This is a genomic window from Bradyrhizobium sp. USDA 3650, assembly GCF_054057395.1.
Genome location: NZ_JBSRZG010000001.1, coordinates 2477554 through 2494208 on the forward strand (window position 1 = coordinate 2477554; position 16655 = coordinate 2494208).

Genomic DNA, 16655 nt, shown 5'->3' on the forward strand with positions numbered 1-16655 from the left:
GTTCCATTGCTTAATTGAATCGGAGGGGATTCCGGTTTTTGGCGGTTTGTGATTCAAGATGCTGACTGGATTGGAGGCCAGCATCGGATGACCCGACCTCTTTCCCTGGATCTTCGCGAGCGTGTGGTGGCGTCTGTTTTGGCGGGCGAGAGCTGCCGGTCTGTGGCGGAAAGGTTTGGTGTTGCGGTCTCGTCGGTTGTGAAGTGGTCACAGCGGCAGCGGGCGACCGGCTCGGTTGCGCCCGGCAAGATGGGCGGTCACCGCAAGCCTGTGCTTGATCCGCACCGCGCCTTCATTGTCGAGCGGATTACTCAGACGCCGCACCTGACGCTACATGCTTTGAAAGCGGAACTGGCAGCCTGCGGGGTCAAGGTCTCCCACAATGCGGTCTGGCTGTTCCTGCGCCGGGAAGGGCTTCGGTTCAAAAAAAACACTGTTCGCCCTCGAACAGGCTCGCGCCGACGTCTCTCGTAGGCGCTGGCGATCCTGGCAGGCCGGGCTCGACCCGGGCCGGCTCGTCTTCATCGATGAGACCTGGATCAAGACCAACATGGCCCCTTTGCGGGGCTGGGGGCCCAAAGGCGCCCGCCTGCGCGGCTTCGCGCCGCACGGTCACTGGCGCACCCTCACGTTCCTCGGCGCGCTCCGCCATGACCAACTCACGGCCCCTTGCGTCTTTGACGGGCCGATCAACGGCGAATGTTTCCGCGCCTATGTCGAGCACCTTCTCCTGCCAACCCTGCGCGATGGCGACATCGTCATTCTCGACAATCTCGGTAGCCACAAGTCGAAAGCTGTCAGGCAGATCATCAAGGCTGCTGGCGCCAGGCTCTGGTACCTGCCGCCATACTCACCCGACCTCAATCCGATCGAACAGGCTTTCGCCAAGATCACACACTGGATGCGGCAGGCTCAGAAGCGCACCATCGAGGAGACTTGGCGCCACATCGGTCACCTCGTCCAAGACATCCAGCCGCGCGAATGCGCAAACTTTTTCGCTAACGCTGGTTATGGTTCAGTCAAAATGTGAAACGCTCTAGGGCGCACGAGACCGACGATTGCGCCGAGCCCACCGCGACAGCTGAGGCCCCCGTATTCGTCCGGAATCCACAAACTACGGTTGTTGGCATAGCCAAAAGCAAGGATTGGCGAGACAACGATGGTTAGGACAATGCGCCAATTGGCAACCCTTCATCGGCAAGACGAGGCAATCCGGGTCCTCGATGCGTCAAAATGCCGAAACTTTTTAGCATCTTTCTTTCTGGGTTCCGTGAGGCTAGTCTTAGCCTATATTTTTAGTTCTTTGCCGGTGGGCTCGGAATGCTGATTGTCCTGACAATTCTGATGATTTGGGTTATGCTCAACATCCTGTTTGTGTTGATCGTTGTTCCCCCGCGCAAACCGCGCCCGCAGGCGATGGCGACGACGCTCTCGCCCGAGCCCATCGACCGGAGCCAGCGGGAAATCGAGCAGGACGAACCCTTCTCGGCCCGCTATGTCATCGTTTCCGTTGCGATGGGGGCTTTCTTCGTGCTGGTGCCGCCATTGCTCGCCTTGCGCGATGCGATCATGCGGCTCTTCAGCAGGTCGTCGAGAGACGGAACCTGATTCTTCGATCCGGTTCCGGCAGTGAAGGGCTGAGCGGCTAGTAGGCTTCCTGGAACATCACGGCGGACGCTGTCCGGACCATGATCTTCAGGTCGAGCCAGATGCTCCAGTTGCTGACGTACCAGACATCATACTCGACCCGTTTCTCCATCAGATCGATCGTCGGCGTTTCCCCCCTGAAGCCGTTCACCTGGGCCCAGCCCGTCAGGCCCGGCTTCATGTGGTGGCGGTAAACGTACTTGCTGATGAGCTCGTCGTAGTAATTGTCATGAGCAAGTGCGTGCGGACGCGGCCCGACCAGCGACATGTCCCCGCGCATCACGTTCCAGAGCTGCGGCAATTCGTCGATGCTCGTCATACGGAGGAAGCGCCCGATCTTGGTGACGCGGGCATCCTGCTTGGTCGCCTGGGCAATCGCCTCGCCGTTCTCGCAAACGGTCATGCTGCGGAACTTCCAGATCTCGAACGGCCTGCCATTGAAGCCGCGGCGCGACTGGCGAAATATGACCGCCCCCGGGGAATCAAGCTTGATCAGCACGGCAACGGTGAGCAGCAGCGGCGTCAGGATCACGAGCGCGAACAGAGCCACGCCGACATCGAGACAGCGCTTCTGCAACCGCTCGAGAATGGTGAGCGGCGGCCGCTGGATTTCGACCGCTACGGTTCCACTAACCGGCAGGAAGGGACGAGCCACCAGGTCGGCGATCGGATCGTCCGGCAGCAGGCGTATCGGCTGCGGGACTGCGCGCAGATAGGGCCCGAGCTTGCGGAGCATCGGCAATTCGTCCCAGTCGATCGCAAGCAGGTATTCATCGACGTCGGCCGAGCGCGACTGACGGATCACATCGCGAATCTGCCGCTCCCAATGGCCGTCATCCCGCTCGTCGCCAAGCACGAAATGGCGCATGACGTCGAAGCCGTTTCTCCGCAGGTCCTTGAAGCGGCTGGAGGTGAAATCGAGCGGCTTGAGGCTGAGCAGGATCACCTTGCGATCGACCAGCCGGCTTCTCGCAAAGCTCGTACCGAACACCGCCTGCCAGACGAAGCGAAGGCTGACCAAGCCAAGTCCGCCGATCACGGCGAACACGATGACGGTGCCGCGGGACAGATTGTCGGTCGATTTCAGCAAGAAGGCAGCAACGGCAAGGATCGTTAGTGACGTAAGCCAGATAAACACCGCCTTTCGAAGCTGCCAGACGATATTGAGCAGCCGGTGCGTGGCATAAACGTCCCTGAAATAGGCGACCGCAACGAACACCACGCCGACGAATAATCCCGCTCCCACCGGAGCGCCGTCGGTGGGCGAAGCGACGGCCGCGCCGTACAGCGAAGCCCCGGCGGCATAGCTCAACAGGATCAGCAGAAAGTCAGCAGCCATGACGACAATCTGAAATGGCCTCTGAAGAGCGCCACCTCGCGTCGACGACAGCGCGTGAGCGTTTTCAGAACCGTAAGTTGCAACAGCCATTCGAACCTCTACCTATCGAGAGAGTGTCTGACGCTCATCGTGATGCTGAAGACTCGTCACTTCCCCGCGCAGAACGTGTTGCGTGATCGCAGCGACATTGTGGCGCTGCACGCAAAACTTTTGCGGCGCACGAATGATGTTGCCGTGTTGAAATGCGAAGCGAAACTTGACGCGCTGAAAATGTCGTCACAGTGCCGACATATGAGCGAACGCGCTGCCCCATTTTGAATCAAGTCCCGCGTCCGTCGCGATGCTTTTGCCGTCGCGCGAGCACCTCTTCGCTCATCTTTCAGGCGATGCAATCCTTCGGCGGAGCACGATGAGTCATTTGCGAGAATTTCGATGATTTTCTATCTGGGCGTGCGATGCGGATTTGCGTTCCGGCATGCATTTTGCCGCGCTCTCGCCTTCAGCGATGCAATTCTTACGGGCCGACCGTTCGCACCGCGATCGTATGACAAGGTGGGCAAAAGCTGCCGCCCTTCTTTTGGCGTGATCGAGCCGGACAACAAGGGCGCTCTCCACCGACTTCACGTTGTTCGTGTTAGATGGGAGCTCTCCGGTGCCGGCGACTTGGGGAAATTTTTCGACCACCCGATCGATTGAGCGCCATGATATCTCTCTCCCGACCACGCCCGCCTGTTCCCAAACCGCAATTGCCGGAGGGAGTCCGCATCTACGCGATCTCGGACATTCACGGATGCGCGCATCTGCTCCAGCCCATGTTGCGCGTGATCGACGCCGACGTTGCGTGCAGCCGGCCGCGCTACGCGATCGAGGTCTTCATGGGCGATTACATCGATCGCGGCCCGGATACGCGCGCCACCCTCGACGTCCTGATCGAACGAAGCCGCCGGGGCAACGCGGTTTTCCTCAAAGGGAATCACGAGGCATTTCTGGTGAGGGTCTTCGATGACCCTTCATTGTTCGAGGATTGGATCGCCGTCGGCGGCACCCAGACATTGGTGTCCTACGGGCTCGCGCCGCCGGACCTGACCCGCGACAAACCGGCCTCGATCCTGCGCGACCTGATTCGCGCAATGCCGCCTGAGCATCTGGAATTCCTCGACAATCTGCGGCTGAGCTTCAGTTGTGGAGACTTTTTCTTCGTTCATGCCGGAGTTCGACCAGGGGTTCCGTTGGCCGAGCAAACCGAGCGTGACTTACTCTGGATTCGTGAAGAATTCCTGAGAAGCGACGAGCAGTTCGACAAATACATTGTACACGGTCATACGCCGGTCCGCAGCGCCGAGTTCCTCGCTAATCGCGTCAATATAGATACGGGAGCCTATGCAACTGGCAATCTCACTTTGATGAGCATTCAGGGAAGCAGCATGCTCGCGGTATAAACGATTGGACGGGAGCCTTGCTGATCCCGCCTTTGCCAGCTAATTGAGCACGTGTGGATGCAAGTGCGCCCGGCTCTCAGCAATCCAAACGCTCCAGGCGCGTTCATGTTTGCCGTAAAGCTCCAGCCAGCGTTGCGCGCTCGCGGTGCGCCCGGGGCAATGCTCCTCCAACCGCCCCTGGTCAGGCACGGCACCGGCCTCGAATTCGACTTGCGGGTTGTCCAACCGCTCGAATTCGATGGTTTCCGAGGTCGTGAGGCCCACGAGCACGCGCTGCCCAGCTCCGTTGACGATGTATCGCCGCGGAGCGTCCTTCCTCGCCTCGGTCATGCCTTTGTACCCCCTTCCGATGCTCAGTCTTGCGAAGGTTTCGCGCAAACGAACGAGGCTAGAACGCCCGTCGGGCATGTCCGAAGGTCGAGATCCGTAGCGAGCGAACGGACCGATGCGAAGAGCGAGCGGATGAAATCTCGATGTCCCGCTGGTTTCGCCAGGCGCGAAGAGCATAGCCTAAAAAGGCGCCGGCGCAGAAAATCGACACGGAGATTGAGGCAGACGCCATTGCAGAACCCTTGAGACCATCCCTGGAGAGTGCGACGCCCATGAAGAGCAACCAGTGTGTCGACATCATGGTTCTCGATCTTGACCAGTGCTGAAAGATTGTTCGTACCTGAGCCGAGACGCATGGCGTTGTTCTCTGGATTTCAATTCAATCCGGAGTGCCATCCCCCAAGAAGCGACGCGCAGCTTCTCACAAAGCTATTCCGATGTCTCTACGGAGCATCGCGATCACGACAATCGTCGGTCCCTCCATTCGCTGCCGGGCGCGATCCAATGGGAGCAAAAGCAGAAAGCTCTGATCTTCAGTTATCTTTGTCGGCATTCGGCAAGACTGGTCAACTAGCGAAAGTTCAGATCCGCGCGGCACGCCACCCGCGTTCGACCGCTCTCCGACCTTAGCCGAACATGGCGCGGAAAGCGGGCTTGAGCAGGCAGGCGATGCAACTGATCAATCGATGGCGCGTTTCGCGGCATCGAATCTTCTGAATTTCGCTCGATGCGATCCTGCTCAAGAATGTCGCGGCGACGACGCTCGGCAGCGGCGACTTCATTGTGTCGCCGCGCCCGCTTGGGGCCCAGGGCGGAACTGGACCCGTTGCCCGCCACGTCCTTCTGGACTGGCGTATCAGCCCGCGAACCTGGACGTCGAGCGATGCGGATCGGCGCTTCCATTCAATCGGGAAGGCTTGGTTTCACGCCCCTCGCTCGGCTCCTCGCCCCTGAAAAATGGCGCCGCAACGAGTGACGTACAGACATAGCCAAGCTGGAGCAGACAGGCAGTCGCGATCATCGAGAGTGCCGCATCTGACACACTTTCACCAGCGCCCATCGCGATCAGAGCTACGATGACGCACCCAGCGGCAATGGCTGGAAATAACACAACGAACCGGAAACGGATTCCAAGAACCATACCGACGAGCATCGCGCTCAGATAAAAGGTCGTCACGTTCATTGCTCCGCCAAATCACATCTTTTCTAGCGGCGATATTCTAATAATGGCTTAAATTGGGCATCGAGTTTTTCTTAGATTCTGCTCCGTGATGGAGAGGGAGATCACGCCCGAGACCCACTGTTCGGGCTACGACGGAGCGGTAGTCGCCAGATAAGCAAAATAAGCCAGCCGAATACCGTCCTCGAGTGAGGTCTGGGCGCACCAACCGAGCGCGGCAAGACGGCTGACATCCAGCAGCTTGCGAGGCGTGCCGTCCGGCCGGGTCGGATCGAACGTGATCTCGCCCCGATAGCCGACTATCGCTGCGACAGTACGGGCAAACTCGGCAATAGTAATGTCCTCTCCGCTGCCAACATTGATAAGCTCGCCGGACGAATAGGTTTTCATAAGATGCACGCAGGCGTCTGCCATATCGTCAACGAAGAGGAACTCGCGCCGGGGCGTCCCGGTTCCCCAAACATCGACCGTTGCCGCGCCTGACAGCTTGGCCTCGTGAAACCGGCGGATCAGTGCCGCAACGACATGGCTGTATTTCGCGTCGTAGTTGTCACCGGGGCCATACAGATTGGTCGGCATGACGCTGATGAAATCGCGACCGTACTGGCTACGATAGGCTTCCGCCATCTTGATGCCGGCGATTTTGGCGATGGCATAAGGCTCGTTGGTCGGTTCGAGCGGTCCGGTCAGAACCGCGTCCTCGCGCAAGGGCTGAGCCGCAAGTTTTGGATATATGCAAGAGGAGCCGAGGAACATCAGCTTCTCGGCGTCGTTCAAGTGGGCCGCCTGAATCACGTTGGTAGCAATCGCGATATTTTCGTAGATGAACTCGGCCCGCAAGGTATTGTTGGCTACAATGCCACCCACCTTGGCCGCGGCCAAGAACACGACCTGGGGCCGGTTCACGGCGAACCACTGGAACACCGCAGACTGATTGCACAGGTCGACCACGCTTCGATCGACCGTCACGAGCCTGACGTCCTCCCGCGCGAGCCGGCGCACGAGCGCGCTACCAACCATACCGCGATGGCCGGCAACGTAAACGCTTTTGCCTCTCAGCTCAAACGCTGGCTTTGCCACCTGAGGCCTCCCGCATCGCCTCCTTGAGGTCGCTTGCCATCATCTCCTGCACGAGCCGCGGGAACGTGTATTTCGGCTTCCAGCCGAGCCGCTCGCGCGCCTTGCTGGCATCGCCGACGAGTAAATCGACTTCGGTGGGCCGAAAATAGGTCGGATCGATGCGGACGACAGTCTTGCCGCTCTTGGTTTCGACGCCAACCTCGTCAATCCCCTTGCCGCGCCATTCGATATTTAGGCCGACTTCTGAAAAAGCGAGCTCGACCATGTGCCGGACCGAATGCATCTCGCCTGTGGCAAGGACGAAGTCGTCGGGCTTATCCGCCTGGAGAATCAGATGCATGCCCTCGACGTAATCCTTGGCATGGCCCCAGTCTCGCCTTGCCTCGAGATTGCCGAGATACAGGACGTCCTCGATTCCCACTTCGATACGCGCCACACCTCGGGTAATCTTTCGAGTAACGAACGTCTCACCACGCAGTGGACTCTCGTGATTGAACAGGATCCCATTGCTCGCAAACATGCCATAGGCCTCGCGGTAGTTGACCGTGATCCAGTAGCCGTAGAGCTTGGCAACGCCATAGGGCGAGCGCGGATAGAATGGGGTCGTCTCCCTCTGCGGAATCTCCTGAACGAGACCATACAGCTCAGATGTCGACGCCTGGTAGAAACGGGTCTCCTTCTCCATACCAAGAATGCGGATCGCTTCCAGGAGCCGCAATACGCCCACGCCGTCGGCATTCGCCGTGTACTCGGGGCTTTCAAAGGAAACGCCAACATGGCTCTGTGCGGCAAGATTATAAATTTCGGCCGGCCTGATCTGTTGCACCAGCCGGATCAGGTTGGTCGAGTCAGTCATGTCGCCGTAGTGCATCACAAACGGCACGTCGCCGACATGCGGATCCTGATAGAGATGATCAACGCGCGCGGTGTTGAAGGACGACGCCCGCCGTTTGATGCCATGCACAATATAGCCGAGCGACAACAGATGCTCGGCGAGATAAGCGCCATCCTGACCCGTGACGCCGGTAATTAGAGCAACAGGTTTAGCCATTTCCGAAAAACTGCTCTCCAAAGAACGGAGGGCCATGAGCGAGCCAGCGCTAGGCTCCGAGGTCGACAATACCGCGCAACGTTGAGCCCTTCTTGGACATAAAGGCCTCCTGGGTCAACCCCCGGTGCGAGCCAGCGGCTCGGTCTCCATCAGGTCAAAAGGAAGGCTCTTCGTCGAGCCTATCTCTTGTTTTTGCGTGACACAGTTAACACGCCCCGGGAGCGTCAACTCGCTCCAGGACTGCGCAAATCAAACAAGGACACTTCGGCGCGCGACCACGCACGCCAATCGGTGGGATAGCACGCACATTAGTATTTGACGGAGATCACCGCGGCGCGGCAGCACCAGCCGTCGGGGGGGCCGTAATAATGAACTGTCCCGGGATACCAGCCGCGCCCAAAAAAAGGAACCGACAGCGGGTTTCCGCCCCTTACACCAGCAACAAAACCACTTGGAGCGTACGGGTGGCGATGGCCTTTGGCGGCCTCCGCTGACGTAGACAAACTGGATAGGCAGGCCGCGACCAAGACAAGGCGTGTCAGCAACTGGACCGAACTCGACATCATTCATCCCTCTCAACATGCCCGTGGCGCCAGGTAGCGGAAGTTGTCCACCCTGGCGCGCTGCTCGCGCTCGCCGGACGCGCCCCCGGTCAATTATCCGAACCGAGCGGGCACTTTTTGGAGCTTACCGAACAAGCCTTACCCATGGCAACAGTGTCAGGGGCGCCGGCGAGGCGGACTATGCAAGATCGTCTGGTCCGATGGCCTTGAAAAGATCGCCAACCGGGCCGCGACACCGTGCCTGCTGAAGGCGATCAATAGATCAAGATGGCCACCCGCACAGCCGCTGAGCAAGCCCTTCTCGAGCGCCGAACCAGACGCCGATTGCCAACCTGGCCGTTCTCCGCCAGGCCGGGGGCGCGGCGCGGGCCGTCGATCAATGCAGGAGACGGCGGGCTCGCGGTCAAAGCGGCGCGGATGGCTTCTGGCGGACGGGCCGGCAAGCGGGGCGCCTTGTCGCAGGCAGAGGGATGAGGCTCCAGGTGGCATGTGCGCGACATCGAAGCCTTTATGCTCGCCCCACAGATTCGCGACCATCGACCTCCTCGATCCGGTCGAGTTCGAGCCGAATGCTTCAGCGCAACCGGGTGACCACCAACAAGACAGCACCTCACGCGGCGGTTTGGGGGTGATGCAATCCAGCGCTGGCGCTAGACCGTCAAGCGATCAACGAGATTTGCGCCGCTGGTCTGTCCGGCTTGACTTTGGGACGTGACTGGTCCTGTCGGCGACATCTGCCTTCGTCGAATGGTTGACAGCCTCGTTCTGGCGTCTTCTCTTTTCGGTTGGCACTTCCTTGCCCGGCCAGACGCTTCTGGCTGCCGCGGTCGGCGCCGCATTTTCACTGAGCAGTTGCCGAACGCGCGGAATGCAGATCCGGTTCGCATCGAAATGATCGACGACGTATCGACGGGCCGCCTCGCGCATAGCAGTAAATTTCGATGGGCTCGCCAGCACCTCAACCGTCTTTGCCACCAATTCGTCAACCGCGAAGAACGGCACCAGAATGCCAGTCTCCCCCGGGCGGATAACCTCTCGCACGGGCGCGGTGTCGGACCCAATTACGACACAGCCGCTGCTCATCGCCTCAAGCACCGACCAAGACAACACAAATGGGTAGGTTAGATAGACGTGAGCGGATGAGACCTGCAGAGCGCTCAGAAAGACAGGATACGAGACCCGACCAAGGAAGTGGACGCGATTAGCATCGATTTGATCTTTGACTTCGTTCAGGAAGATCGATTTCCAGGTCGTGCCTGCAGGCGGCGACTGCCCATATGACAGCCCGTCACTTCCCACGATCAGGACTTGCGCATTTGGTCGCCGCGCCAGGATCTCCGGAAGCGCCCGCATGAACACGTGATAGCCACGGAGCGGTTCGAGGTTCCGCGCCACGAATGTAATGACTTCGTCCCCGCGAGTGAGTTCGCGCCCGCCGGGCAGCGTAAGGCGCGCCGCGGGATTGGGCTTTATTACGTCGGTGTCGACCCCCTCATGAGCGATATCGATCATGCTTTGATAGTGCTCGGGAAACGTCGAATGCTGCCATGAGGTAGGTGAGATACCGAGATCGGCTTCGGATAAAGCCAAAAGGGTCGCGGCATTCTTCAGGTGCAGCCCGACATAGCCGTCCAGACCCGGCTCAGGAAACTCCGAATCAAACCCGAGGTCGCGATCCTTGGCGCCATAGTAGAACTCGCAATAAACTGCCAATTTGGAGCGCGGAAACACGGTTCGCAGCGGCAACGTTTCGCCCCAACCAGGGTGCGCAAGAATTACATCTGGAGAAAACCCCGAAGCCGCGACGCTGGACAAGCTATAAAGTACTTGTTCCGCGCGTCGGCACTCGAGATCGAAGCGCCTCGCGAATGGGTGCGTCATCGAAACGTCTGCATCGGCAAGCGCGTATTTGGTAAGCTTAACTGAAGGTATCGCCCGAGAAGTCGACGCTCCAATTGCCACCAACTGATGACCGGGCTCGCGTGAAAGGGTGACTGCGAGATTCCGAAACTGGGCGGGGAAATTATTGTGGACAAACAATATTTTCATTGACTTTGCGTCCAAATGGGAAGCTCACCCGCAGTGCCATCGCCTAACAAAATCTCCAGCCGCCCTTCGGCTCAAACCTTGTGACTTTCACTATAACAAAGATTTCCGGCCGCGAGGTCTGAGGCCTGTGATAAGTTGGATACAGTTAAAGCGTTCGGACCTTGCCAAGCGCAATGGCCCAACAGGGGCGGTTTATGAGCGAAGCTGATCAGCGAAAGACGGTTGATCTCGACCGTGGGCTATTTTTTGTAAATTACCGGAGCGCCGAGGACCCTGCTGTTCCGCCGAAGGTGATCGTTGCGCCCGCACGAGGCGATGAAGGCCATTTCGAGTTCATCCTGCATCCCGACGCCTCGGAACCGACACTGTGGGGGCCAAATTCGGGCTTCGTCATTAGGGCTCGATCGCCCGGCCGCCTCCAAATCGAGGTGTTGCCGATGCGGCCAGGCGGTTCCCGCGCGGCAGTCGTGCGCATCGAGCCGATCCAACCCGGCCGCATACCGGCCGTTTCACACGGCCGGGTCGAAAGTGGCAGGACCGGCTCTGCCGTGAAGGGGGACGGACTGAAGGTGCTCGCTCATGTCGCAGGTGTTGGCGATACGACGGCGGGTCCGAACACTTGGATCGCAGGTCCAGCCTCCCCATCGCGGATCGAAGGCATTGCGTTGGACTGGGCCGACCGGCCCGACGGCGTCGAGATCCGCTACGCGGTTCAGTTTTTGAAGGGACAATCGGGCAGCGGAAAGATGGTCTCTCTTGGTGCGTTCGCAGGGACGCGCGGTCGCGCCATGCCGCTTACGGGCGTGGTTCTCGAGATGGCAGGAAACAACGAATACGAGTTTGTTGCTGAAGCTCTCTTCCTGAACGCGCCAACCCTTCGGGCGATCGGCCAACGCGTGGTGCTATCGGGTCCGACCGGCCGTGAGCCGTTGATCGGCCTGCGGATCGCCATCGAGAGAGCGGACAGGGCGCTCGCAGCTTCCAACAAGGCCGCCACCCCCGCCAAGACCACCTCAAAACCTTCTGGTTCTGGTCGAGTCCGGGTGTTTCGCAGCAGGCCCCGTCAGACCACGTCGGTCGACTAAGATAACCGGCAACAGCGGCTACCGATAGTCGCCATCGCGAGGGCAGGACGGCTGGAATGGCATCGGAGCAAGATGATGGCGCGACCGCATATTTAGGTCTGCAACATCACTTTTTGCTCGAGCGGCGGGCTGCTCGTGCCCTTTCGGCTCAAGACTTCAACCTCGCGCTGGCTTATGCGGACCGGCGGTGTCGGATAGATCCTCCTCCGGCAGCGCATTGTTTTGTGCTGCGGGCCGAGGCGAACTGGCATCTTGGCCGGCAAAAGGCCGCCCTCAGCGATCTCGCACAAGCTCTCAGCATTGCCCCGACAGATATCAACGCAAATCGCCGGATGCTGCTCTGGAGCGAAGATGAGCGTCGCCGGGCCGCAGCGTCCAACCTGATCGCTCATGACGAAGCGCCCAACACGGTCCGAAGCGCCATTGCGGTACTTCAAGCGTCCGGCCAACGTCGATGGGCTGCCGTTTCTGTCTTTGATAGTCACGTGGCCGGCTGGGTTGCCTGGGGCGACGAAGCCGAAATCGAGGCAACGATATCCTTCGAAGACGGCACTCTCACCAGCGTTTTGGTCGCAGACCCGTTTCATCCACTGGCCAGCCGTCAGATAAAGGCAACCGGCTTCCGGCTCCGTCGGCCGCCTTCAGAGCGACCTCAGCAGCTGATCATGACCTCCGAGGGAGAGGCGTTCAAGATTCAGCGGCTTCCGCCGAACCTCGGCTGCACACAACGGCTCTCGCGGGGCGAGACAAGCAAGTCGGTTGCCGATGTGTCCGATGCTCTGCCCACGATCATCGTGCCGGTGTATGGCGATCTCCAGGCAACCAGGAGCTGCCTACAAAGTCTCATTCAAGCGCGGACTGCCAGCCCCGGCACGAAGACAAAATCGCGCGACAGTGCCTATCGGATCCTGGTTGTAAACGACGCGACCCCGGATCCAGAGCTTCGAGATCACCTGCTCGAGCTTGCGGCCACGAACGAAATCGACCTGCTGATCAATCCGATTAACCTTGGCTTCGTCGGCGCGATCAACCGTGCGCTATCCGAAGTGAAAAATGGCGACGTCGTCCTCCTCAACGCGGATACGGTCGTCCCCCCGGGGTTCGTCGAACGTTTGGCTGCCGCCGCACACTCGGCACCGGACATCGGAACTGCTACTCCCTTTTCGAATAACGGCGACATCTTCTCTTTTCCCATACCGAACCAAGAAAATCCGATGCCAGGCTATGACGAACTCATTGCTCTGGATCGGATAGCCGCGGCAACCAACAAGAGCATAGTCGTCGATGTACCGAGCGGGATCGGCTTTTGCCTCTACGTCACCAGAGCCTGCCTGGACGCAGTGATTGGACTTTCTGAAAGCTATGAAAGGGGTTATCTCGAAGACGTCGACTTCTGCCTACGCGCCCGTGCGAGCGGTTTTCGGAGCGTATGCTCGGCTTCGGTCTTCGTTGGTCATCACGGATCACGGTCGTTTGGCGAGGAAAAGCGCAAGCTGGTCCGGCGCAATCTCGACATCCTTGACCAGCGCTTTCCCGGCTATCGAAGAGAATGCCTGGCATTTGAAGCCGTTGACCCCTTGCGCTTCGCACGCGCCACGATCGAGCGCGGCTTAGGCCGCCTCGATCGTGATTCCGTTCTCATCGCTACCGCCATGGGATCGAGCCTCGATATTGCACGGGCGCGCGCCGCCGAAATTGCGAATGCTGGCGAGCACGCTATCCTCATCATTCGAGACCTCGCTGGACTGCGCCTTTCCGCGTACGATGAAAGTGCCCCACAGTCGATTTTTATCGACCTCTCCTCCGACGCGGCTAAGGATCGTGCTGCCAAAATCATTGCCGATCTGCGGCCGACGCGGCTCGAAGTCCTCGACCCGGCCGTAGACGCGGAACTCACCAGACTTGCTCATAGCCAGGCCATCCGAATTGACACCTGGATCACGGCAGATATGGAGGGCATTTCGTCTCAACTGAGTACAAAGGCGCCGCTCCTTGCCCCCACGCCGGCGGCCGAAGCATTTGCACGCTCGCGCATGCCGCGACGCACGATCAACACCCGGTCCTGGAAAGTCGAGCCGCTGGTTCTTCCGAGCGGCCAGCCTCTTGGCAGAACTCTGGCCATCGTTCCCGTATCATCATCGCCTGTCATCTTTCGCGTCATCCGCGCGATCGCCGCGCGATTGCAGCATGAGGCAGTATCCATTGTTGTGGCCGGAGCAACCTTGAACGACCTCGAGCTCATGTCATTCCCTAATCTGTTTGTCACGGGAAACACGCACCTTGCAGAGCTCGCCGATGTCCTGCTGCCGCACGCTCCGAGCTGGCTCTTTACTGACTTTGGCGATCCTCTATTCGGCCATCCGACCATCGAAGCCGTCCGGCAAGCCAACAGGAAGGTTGCCTATTGCGATTGGTCAAATCGCCTGGTCGCTCCTAGACCCGGTGATCTTCCGATCTCGCCAGACATCGATGACGCGGCGCTCGCCGACGCTCTCGCAAGCTGGACAGGAGCGCCCCAAACATGATCCGAGCTTCCCGCGGCCAACCAGGTTCAACCCCGAAATCCGTGACTGGAACCCAAGTTAGTCGGCTTGCTCTGGCCGCTGACGGGACGCTCACGGGCTTCGTATTCGATCCAGAAGACCTCGGGCGCAACTTTACCGTTGACGTTCTGCTGGATGGCCTGGTGATTAAAACCTGTCATGCTACGAGCTTCGTTCCCGAGCTCGCAAACCGGGGCATGAGGAATGCGCGCTACGGATTTGAGCTGTTGCTCGATCCCGATCATCTATCAACGGCGCGTACCGTCGAAGCGCGGATCGCAAATCTAGGGACAGGGGTTGGCCTTCCGATTGACTTGAATTCGACGCGAAAGGGTACGTTCGATGATACGCGCACCAAAAGCTTCCTGCGCTGGCTAGGCGGCCTTCGTTTCCATGGATGGGTTGACTCGAGTCTCGAGACTGTCCTGGATGCCGTTGTGGATGGCGAGACGGTTTCGCAATTGCGCGCCACTCAGTGGACGCGCATCGACGAGAATGGCTCCTCCCACTCGGGCCGCAATGTTCGCGCGTTCGACTTCAACTTGCCACAGCGATTTGCAGATGGCTGCGTCCACCGGGTGAGCCTGCGTCAAGGTGATGGCGAATTGATGCCTTATGCAACGTTCGTCGCCTTCCCTGACGGACTTTCCGCAATCCTATCTTCCCTTGGAGATAACGGCGCAGAGCGTCTTCGCGGCACACTCTACGACCAGCTCATTCCTTCCTCGCTTCCCTTTGCGGACTATGAAGCCTGGCTTGAGCGTTTCCCATTGCCTGATCCGAGCCCTAGCCAGCTCGAACTTGCCGTTGTCGTTGCCGGTGAAAGAGACTCAGAACAAACACTCGCGACATTGCAAAGCCAGAGTCACGAGGCGTGGACTGCGGCCGTAATCGAGGGAACGCCCCCCGCGATAGATCCTGCCCTCGTCTCTGAATTTCTAACAGATACGAACCCAGTGGCGGACATCCTGGTGTTTGTCATGGCCGGCATTCAATTGGCGCCCAATGCTTTGGCACGGATTTCGGCAGCATTCGATGACCACCCCGATGCGTCGGCAGTCTATTGCGACCTCGACTTTCTCGCCGACGATGGTCGATTGTGGCCAATCGCCTTGCCAGCATTTGACTATGAACGAATGCTCGAACAGGGCTATTGCTCATACCTTTTCGCCGTTCGGCGCGACGCCGCTTTTGAACTGCTGCGTTCGAAGCCTGACAATCTTTATCGGCTTTTCAACTCGATGCTCGACCGGACGGGGCCGCAACGGGCCATCCTGCATTTATCAGGCTCGGCGGGGACCTTGCCGAAGCTGGACCGGCTTCACTGCACGCCTTACCTGCAATCCGCCACGCAACGGCACCTCATCGCGCGTGCCATCAGATCGGAAGTCATTCCATCCGAGGGAAGCTTGTTTCCCGCGGTGCGAGTGAGACGTGTGAGGCAACGCCAGAAGACAACGATACTGATACCGACTCGTGATCGAGCCGCCATGCTACGCACATGTCTCGACAGCATTGCGCCTGCTGTCGCGCGCAGCGGGGCAGATATTCTCGTGATCGACAATCATAGCACTGATCCGGATTCGTTGAACTATTTGGCCGATCTGCCCCGTCGGGGAATCGGAACCATTCGTGTCGAAGGCGTCTTCAATTTCGCCAAGCTCAACAATCGCGCGGCGGCTGCGGTTGACAGCGATGTATTATGCCTTCTCAACAACGATATCGAGGCGACGTCAGACGACTGGCTCGACGAACTGTTGTCTCGCCTTGCAGAGCCGGATGTGGGGGCGGCAGGCGCGCTCTTGACCTGGCCGGGCGGCGTCGTTCAGCATGGTGGCGTGGTTCTCGGGATGAACTTCGCGGCCACCCACGCCTTTACAGACAGGCTCGGCAGCGATCCGGGGTATCTCGATCTTCTGCGCATAGCCCACGAGTGCAGCGCCGTGACCGCAGCATGTCTGGTGACGCGTCGCGCAGACTATCTGCGGCTTGGCGGGCTGGATGAGTTAAATTTTGCCGTTGCATTCAATGACGTGGACTATTGTCTTCGATTGCGTGAGATTGGCAAACGCATCGTACTGACGCCGCACGCACGGCTCCTTCACCTTGAATCTGCAAGTCGAGGCAAGGACGACCGCCCCGACCGACGGGACAGGTTCGATCGCGAGCTTAATCAGCTACGTTCGCGATGGGGAAAGGCACTTTTGGAAGATCCGACCTATAACCCGCAATTGTCGCGTGACGGGGTGCCTTACGGCGCATTAGCGTGGCCGCCGGCAGATTGCAGTCCGAGAACGAACCAGCCGCCGAGCTCCCGGGCGATCCCGTCAGGCTTTTGAGACAGCATGG

Annotated in this window: 14 protein-coding genes; 8 read left to right on the top strand and 6 right to left on the bottom strand. The window is 59.3% G+C overall.

Features of this window, described 5'->3' with window-relative positions; all coding sequences use genetic code 11:
- Nucleotides 1–87: 87 nt before the first annotated feature.
- Together ACVIN2_RS11670 and ACVIN2_RS11675 are read left to right on the top strand one after the other, a co-directional pair.
- Nucleotides 88–1030, top strand: a protein-coding gene (locus ACVIN2_RS11670) for an IS630 family transposase (protein WP_456765710.1) whose coding sequence is annotated in 2 segments (ribosomal slippage) — nucleotides 88–423 and nucleotides 425–1030 — 942 coding nt in all. Because the reading frame shifts where the segments join, the coding sequence is not laid out codon by codon here.
- Between the two features lie 290 nt (nucleotides 1031–1320).
- The gene (locus tag ACVIN2_RS11675; RefSeq protein WP_007606777.1) at nucleotides 1321–1608 is read left to right on the top strand and encodes a hypothetical protein; all 288 of its coding nucleotides are present in this window, start codon (nucleotides 1321–1323) and stop codon (nucleotides 1606–1608) included.
- Between the two features lie 37 nt (nucleotides 1609–1645).
- Here ACVIN2_RS11675 and ACVIN2_RS11680 read toward each other — a convergent pair whose 3' ends face one another.
- Entirely contained in the window at nucleotides 1646–3076 is a 1431-nt protein-coding gene (locus tag ACVIN2_RS11680; RefSeq protein ID WP_007606776.1) for an undecaprenyl-phosphate glucose phosphotransferase, read from the bottom strand.
- A gap of 39 nt (nucleotides 3077–3115) precedes the next feature.
- Between ACVIN2_RS11680 and ACVIN2_RS11685 the strand changes: the two genes are divergently transcribed.
- From ACVIN2_RS11685 to ACVIN2_RS11695, 3 genes are all read left to right on the top strand, one after another.
- A complete protein-coding gene (locus ACVIN2_RS11685) occupies nucleotides 3116–3304 on the top strand; it encodes a hypothetical protein (RefSeq protein ID WP_157234064.1) in 189 nt (62 codons plus the stop codon).
- A gap of 114 nt (nucleotides 3305–3418) precedes the next feature.
- Nucleotides 3419–3682 carry a hypothetical protein gene (locus tag ACVIN2_RS11690; RefSeq protein ID WP_157234063.1) on the top strand — a complete coding sequence of 88 codons (264 nt, stop codon included), beginning with the start codon at nucleotides 3419–3421 and terminating at the stop codon, nucleotides 3680–3682.
- 5 nt (nucleotides 3683–3687) lie between these two features.
- Nucleotides 3688–4425: a metallophosphoesterase family protein gene (locus ACVIN2_RS11695; RefSeq protein ID WP_456765711.1), complete on the top strand. Its 738-nt coding sequence runs from the start codon at nucleotides 3688–3690 to the stop codon at nucleotides 4423–4425.
- A 39-nt stretch (nucleotides 4426–4464) separates the two neighbouring features.
- On the opposite strand, the gene ACVIN2_RS11700 is transcribed toward ACVIN2_RS11695, so the two are convergent.
- The 5 genes from ACVIN2_RS11700 to ACVIN2_RS11720 form a co-directional block, all read right to left on the bottom strand.
- Nucleotides 4465–4755, bottom strand: a complete 291-nt coding sequence (locus ACVIN2_RS11700) for a hypothetical protein (protein ID WP_007606774.1) — start codon at nucleotides 4753–4755, stop codon at nucleotides 4465–4467.
- 856 nt (nucleotides 4756–5611) lie between these two features.
- Complete coding sequence (locus ACVIN2_RS11705) at nucleotides 5612–5938, bottom strand: hypothetical protein (RefSeq protein WP_007606772.1); 327 nt, start codon at nucleotides 5936–5938, stop codon at nucleotides 5612–5614.
- A gap of 126 nt (nucleotides 5939–6064) precedes the next feature.
- Nucleotides 6065–7015 (bottom strand): GDP-L-fucose synthase family protein, encoded by a 951-nt coding sequence (locus ACVIN2_RS11710; protein ID WP_007606770.1) that lies wholly within the window; start codon nucleotides 7013–7015, stop codon nucleotides 6065–6067.
- Nucleotides 6996–8066 (bottom strand): GDP-mannose 4,6-dehydratase, encoded by a 1071-nt coding sequence (gene gmd / locus ACVIN2_RS11715; RefSeq protein WP_007606768.1) that lies wholly within the window; start codon nucleotides 8064–8066, stop codon nucleotides 6996–6998. The genes ACVIN2_RS11710 and gmd overlap by 20 nt, the downstream gene beginning before the upstream one ends.
- Nucleotides 8067–9295: 1229 nt before the next feature.
- Nucleotides 9296–10678, bottom strand: a complete 1383-nt coding sequence (locus ACVIN2_RS11720) for a glycosyltransferase (protein WP_456765712.1) — start codon at nucleotides 10676–10678, stop codon at nucleotides 9296–9298.
- Between the two features lie 194 nt (nucleotides 10679–10872).
- Here ACVIN2_RS11720 and ACVIN2_RS11725 point away from each other — a divergent pair, with 194 nt between their 5' ends.
- The 3 genes from ACVIN2_RS11725 to ACVIN2_RS11735 are packed head-to-tail and all read left to right on the top strand — an operon-like array spanning nucleotide 10873 to nucleotide 16645.
- Nucleotides 10873–11763: a hypothetical protein gene (locus tag ACVIN2_RS11725; protein ID WP_456765713.1), complete on the top strand. Its 891-nt coding sequence runs from the start codon at nucleotides 10873–10875 to the stop codon at nucleotides 11761–11763.
- Nucleotides 11764–11819: 56 nt separating this feature from the next.
- Nucleotides 11820–14288, top strand: a complete 2469-nt coding sequence (locus tag ACVIN2_RS11730) for a glycosyltransferase (RefSeq protein ID WP_456765714.1) — start codon at nucleotides 11820–11822, stop codon at nucleotides 14286–14288.
- On the top strand, nucleotides 14285–16645 hold the full coding sequence (locus ACVIN2_RS11735; protein ID WP_007606760.1) for a glycosyltransferase family 2 protein: 2361 nt from the start codon (nucleotides 14285–14287) through the stop codon (nucleotides 16643–16645). Before ACVIN2_RS11730 ends, ACVIN2_RS11735 begins: the two co-directional genes overlap by 4 nt.
- The last annotated feature ends 10 nt before the right edge of the window (nucleotides 16646–16655 follow it).